4 protein-coding genes are annotated in these 5,264 nt (G+C 51.9%); 1 reads left to right on the plus strand and 3 read right to left on the minus strand.

Going from position 1 to position 5,264, the window contains the following annotated elements:
• Positions 1 to 322, plus strand: a 322-nt coding sequence (locus ACQ661_RS12465; RefSeq protein ID WP_431668565.1) for a TraR/DksA family transcriptional regulator, incomplete at its 5' end; no start/stop codon positions are given.
• 39 nt (positions 323 to 361) lie between these two features.
• On the opposite strand, the gene ACQ661_RS12470 is transcribed toward ACQ661_RS12465, so the two are convergent.
• From ACQ661_RS12470 to ACQ661_RS12480, 3 genes are read right to left on the minus strand one after another with little or no spacing between them, the layout of a single operon-like run.
• The gene (locus tag ACQ661_RS12470) at positions 362 to 3,403 is read right to left on the minus strand and encodes an efflux RND transporter permease subunit (protein WP_431668566.1); all 3,042 of its coding nucleotides are present in this window, start codon (positions 3,401 to 3,403) and stop codon (positions 362 to 364) included.
• 11 nt (positions 3,404 to 3,414) lie between these two features.
• Positions 3,415 to 4,467, minus strand: a complete 1,053-nt coding sequence (locus tag ACQ661_RS12475; RefSeq protein ID WP_431668567.1) for an efflux RND transporter periplasmic adaptor subunit — start codon at positions 4,465 to 4,467, stop codon at positions 3,415 to 3,417.
• Positions 4,464 to 5,006, minus strand: coding sequence for a TetR/AcrR family transcriptional regulator (locus tag ACQ661_RS12480; protein WP_431668568.1), 543 nt, complete (start codon positions 5,004 to 5,006; stop codon positions 4,464 to 4,466). The genes ACQ661_RS12475 and ACQ661_RS12480 overlap by 4 nt, the downstream gene beginning before the upstream one ends.
• Between the last annotated feature and the right edge of the window lie 258 nt (positions 5,007 to 5,264).

The following is a 5,264-nucleotide window of genomic DNA, read 5'->3' on the forward strand; positions in this document are numbered from 1 at the left end:
GCCGCAAATGCCATTTCAGGAATTTAAAAGTCGCCTGCTAGCCCGAAAATTAGAATTGGAGCGCCAGGTCGCTGCCATTGAGCGCGACTTTGCGCAAGGTCGCAGTGCTGACTTTGCCGAACAGGCAACCGAACGCGAAAATGATGAGGTGCTCAGCGCGATTGAGCAAAAAGACCGGCAGGAATTAGCGCAGATTAATCGGGCGCTCGCCAGAATGGAGCAAGGTAACTACGATAAATGTGCACACTGCGGCGAAGCCATTAAACTGGCGAGACTGAACGTAATTCCGTTTGCCGAACTTTGTGTCCGCTGTGCCAAATAACCTTAGCAGACCGGCAGTGCCGGCCTGCTATTCCACTACTTATCCGCTACTTTTAATCCGGAACAACAGCGAATATAGTACCGGTACCGCCACCAGCGTCAGGATAGTGGCAAACGCCAGCCCCGCCATGATGGTCACGGCCATACTGTTAAAAAACGCATCCCAAATCAGCGGCAACATCCCCAGAATCGTAGTCAAGGCTGCCAGTAATACCGGCCGGATCCGGCTAACGCTAGCCTGGACTATCGCCTGAACCTTATCGCTGTTTTGCTGAATTTGCAGGTCAATTTCGTCTACCAGTACGATGGCGTTCTTCATCAGCATGCCTGATAAACTGAGAAAACCGAGCAATGCGGTGAAACCAAGGGGTAGACCCGTTGCCAATAAACCGGCGGTCACGCCACAGATAGACATCGGCACTATTAACCAAATCACCAGCGGTTGCTTCAGCGCACAGAACAACAGAATACTGATCACCAGCATCACGATAAAACTTAAGGGTAATTGCGCGGCCAGCGATTGCTGGGCTTCTGCGGAGCTTTCATATTCACCGCCCCAACTCAGTTGATAACCAGCGGGTAATGGCAGCGCCTCAATTTTCGGGCGAACCAATTTTAGGGCCTGATCGGCCGTGTAACCCCAGGCCGGTTCAGCTTCAACGGTAAGGGTTCTTAACCGGTCGCGGCGCTGAATTATCGTTTCTTCAGTTTGGGTTTGCAGCCCATTAATCACCTGCGTAATCGGAATATAGGTATTATCGTTAGCACTCCAAATCATCCGATCCTGCAGCCGGTCAATATCAAAGCGCTCGGATGCTGGCGGCCGCACCACGATGGGAATTTGCTTATCATGTTCGCGGTAGACACCACTGCGTACACCGGTGCTGGCAAACTCCAGTGTTTGCGCCAGATCAGTGCGATTAATACCGGCAATCCGCGCCCGCTTTTCGTTAAAGTCCGGTACGATCACCAGTTCGCGTTGCCGCCAGTTATGCCGTAAATCGGTGATAGCCGGCTCTTGACGCATTAATTCAGTAATTTGCTGGCCGAGCTGCCGTAAGATGCGCTCATCCGGGCCAGATACCCTGGCTTGCAGCTTAGCGCCACTGCCCGGCCCAAACATCAGTTGCTGGGTGTAGATCTCAGCCTGCGGTAAGCGCGGCGGCAGTTCAGTGCGCAGCCGCTGCATCAGCGGAGGGATCTGGTCTCGGTGTGCGGTACGGATAATCAATTGGCCATAGGCGGCATTCGGCTGCTCCGGTGCGTAAGTCAACATAAAGCGACTGGCACCCGAGCCAACGAAACTACTGACTGATTCGACTTCGGGTTGCGCCATTACAAAGGCTTCAATTTCTGCCAGATCACGCGAGGTAGCGCGAATATCTGAGCCCTGGGGCAAGAAGTAATTCAAGTAGAAAATTGGCGTGTTCGACGCCGGGAAAAATGCCTGCTTTACTTGCCCGAAACCGATAACACTAATTAGCGTTAGCAGCGCCAAACCGCCCAGAGTTAGCGCACGTTGGCGCAAGGCAAAGCGCAATACCCTGACATAACGCTGATAAAAACCGGCAGCATAGGGATCGGCAGCGGCACTATTGGCATCGACTTTAAACAAATAATGCGCCAGCAAAGGGGTGACACTAATCGCCAGCACCCAACTTAACAGCAATGAAATCGCGATGACGGCAAACAGCGAAAACAAGAACTCACCGGTACTATTCGGCGACAGGCCAATACCAGCAAAGGCCATAATGCCAATCACGGTCGCGCCTAACAGCGGGATCTGGGTACGACTGGCCGCTTCATCCGCCGCCTGCCGTGAACTCTGGCCACGCTGCATATTAATCAGCATGGTTTCTGCGACCACGATGGCGTTATCAACCAACATGCCCATGGCAATAATCAGCGCGCCAAGCGAAATCCGCTCCATCTCGATATTGGCCAGTTTCATAAAGAATACGGTACCCAAGACGGTAAGTAACAAAGTACCGCCAACGACTAAACCAACCCGCCACCCCATGGTCAGACACAGCACCGCAATAACAATGACCACGGACAAGATCAGGTTAACAATAAAGTCGTTAATGGCGTTATCCACCACCACATGTTGCTGATAGATCGGATGCAGGGTTACGCCAAGCGGGATACGCTCTGCCAGTTTCGCCAGATGATGATCAACCGCTTTACCTACATCGACAATATTGGCATCGGTCAGACCGGAAATCGCCAGCGTAAAGGCCGGTTTGCCATTAAAGCGAATGATTTGCGATGGCACTTCAACTTCATCCCGGCGCACTGTTGCAACATCAAAAATGCTTAGTTGCTCGGTTGAGCCCGGTTTCCCAATCCGTAAATTTTCAATTGCCTCAATTGAATCCAGGCCGGGTTTGCTGTTCAGGCGAATCCTTTTGTCACCCACCTGCACCGAGCCGGCTTGTGCTACTGCATTTTCGGTTTGCAGGGTGTTGACCACCAATTGCAATGGCAGGCCAATCCCGAGCAAACGCTCATGCGAAATTTCTACGCTGATTTGCTCTTCCGGTTCGCCGGCGGTCTGGACTTTTGCCACCCCAGGCACCGTCAGCATCTCACGGCGTAAAAAAGTAGCCAGCTCGCGTACTTCGCGATCGGAAAAACCGTCAGTTGTCACGGCATAAAAAATACCAAATACATCACCGAAATCATCATTGACGATCGGCTTCATTACGCCGGTGGGCAGGCGAATACTGGCATCATTAACCTTACGCCTGAGCTCATCCCAAATCTGTGGCATCTGACTGCCGTCATACTTATCCTGAATTTGCACCCGGATTTCCGATTTACCCGGCATCGACTTGGAGGTAATACGCTTTAATTGTGATAATTGCTGAATAGCGGATTCCAGCAATTCCGTCACTTCCTCTTCCACTTCCAATGCCGTTGCGCCCGGATAATAGGTGACAATAATCGCCTCTTTCAGCGTAAAGGCCGGATCTTCTAAGCGGCCAATACTGACCAATGCCCAAAGTCCGCCCAAAAAGCACAGCATAATAAACAGCCAGGTATTAACCTGCTTTTCAATTGCATAACTGGCAATCCGCATCAGAAGGCTCCTTAGTAGGCCACAAAGGGCTGCACCTGCTGCCCGGGCTGTAACTGATAAATCCCGGCCGAAACCACCTGCTCGCCACGATTCAAGCCACTGAGCACTTCAATCTGTTGCTCACGCACCGTGCCAACCTGTACGGCAATGCGCTGCACGGTTTGGCTATCAGGCAGATAGCGCCAGACATAAAATTGTTCCGGTGTCGCGGTATCCAGTGCCGAGACGGGAATAAGAACAGTACTGTCAGTCGCGACCTTTTCGGTCACCACATTAACCGTCATACCGGGCAATAAATTGACATCCGGCAAACGTGGCATCGCAAACGAGACCTGATAAGTCTGAGTTAAGGGATCAACTTCAGTGGCATGTTCACGGTAAGCCAGAGGATAGCGTTCGCTGGCAGCTTCTGATAACCGCACTGAAACCAGATAGTCACTGGTATCCCTGACCTGGCGCATAATCTGTTCCGGCACGTTAATATGTACACGCAATTCGGAAATATTTTGCACCCGTAACAATGGCGTACCGGCAGCAACAGTGGCAAAACGCTCGACCAGCCGGCGGGTAACCAGCGCATCAAAGGGCGCTTTAAGTTGGGTGTAGTCCAGATTAAGGCGGGCATTTTCCAACGCAACCCGGGCAATTTCAAAATTGGTTTGCAGCTGATCAAAGGCAGACGGGGTTAAAATTCCCTGTTCACGCAACGGCTTGCCACGTTCCAGATCTCGACTGGCCTGCGCCAGCTGCACTTCCGCCTGGTCCACGGCTAATTGGTAGTCTGCCGGGTCCAAGGCGGCCAGCAGTTCTCCGGCAGGTACGACCTGCCCCTGCTGCACCGGTAATTCGGTTACCCGGCCACCGACCTGAAACGCCAGATCCACTGTACTCACCGCATCAATACGCCCGACAAAATGCCGGCTATTGGCTTGCTCTTCGCCATTAATGGTATAGAGCTTTACTGTCGGTACTATCACAGTGGCAGGTGGTGTCGCGTCTGAGCAGGCGCTTAAACCAATAACGATACTCACAACCCACCAGGGTGATTTAATTGCCATCTTCATACTTGTAGCTCCCGTGCCTGTTGCACTAATTGTTGTTCCAGCGCGCTGCGCTCTGCTGCGGTAAAAGGGGATAAATTCAATAAATCATGATAAATCAGGGCTTCACAGGCCAGTAACAGCAAGGTTGCCTGCAATGCATTGCCATGTTCAGCCTGAATTTGCTGCAGCACATACTTATTGTGTTGCTGCACCGGCTGTAACAAAGCTGGCTGCTCTGCGGCCGCGGCCAGAATCGCCATCGCGGTATTACCGGCAATCTGCCGGGTAAAGTGGGCGCGGGTTTGCAATACCGCTGCCAAGGTCGAACTTTCCGTGCGCTCTTGTTGCGTCCGCTGGCACTCTGCCTCATCTAACAAATGCTGCACCATGGCGCTGATTAACGCTTCTTTACTGGGGAAGTGATAAATCAAACCACCTTTACTGACACCAGCGGCTTTGGCAACCGCATCCAGCGTCACTTTACCGGCGCCTTTTTCAGCGGCAACACTGAGTGCGGCCTGAATGATTTGACTGTTAGTCAGTTGAGATTTTTTATTCAAGGATAAGTTCCCGTGCCGAGGCCGGATCGAAGCCGCCGTAGCCACAAAAATACCGACCGGTTGGTGCAGTAAATTATTATAGGCGAATCCAGGTAAACCGCAACTGAAGCATTAAAAAATGACTATATTATGGTGAACTTGACTAACACCCGTAAGCGTCCATTTTAGGACGTCCTATTCCCACTTAAGATCGCGCGATAAGCTGTGCACTCATCATAACAGGAGAGTGATATGGCAAAGCGAGCTTACCGCAACGCG

The organism is Pseudidiomarina sp. WS423, from assembly GCF_050750165.1.
In the GTDB taxonomy this organism is placed as follows: Bacteria; Pseudomonadota; Gammaproteobacteria; order Enterobacterales; family Alteromonadaceae; genus Pseudidiomarina; species Pseudidiomarina fusca.

What these genes read in the sequence shown, in the direction of transcription:
- ACQ661_RS12475 (WP_431668567.1), bottom strand. Translation starts at nt 4,467, where the DNA reads ATGAAGATGGCAATTAAATCACCCTGGTGGGTTGTGAGTATCGTTATT.
- ACQ661_RS12470 (WP_431668566.1), bottom strand. Translation starts at nt 3,403, where the DNA reads ATGCGGATTGCCAGTTATGCAATTGAAAAGCAGGTTAATACCTGGCTG.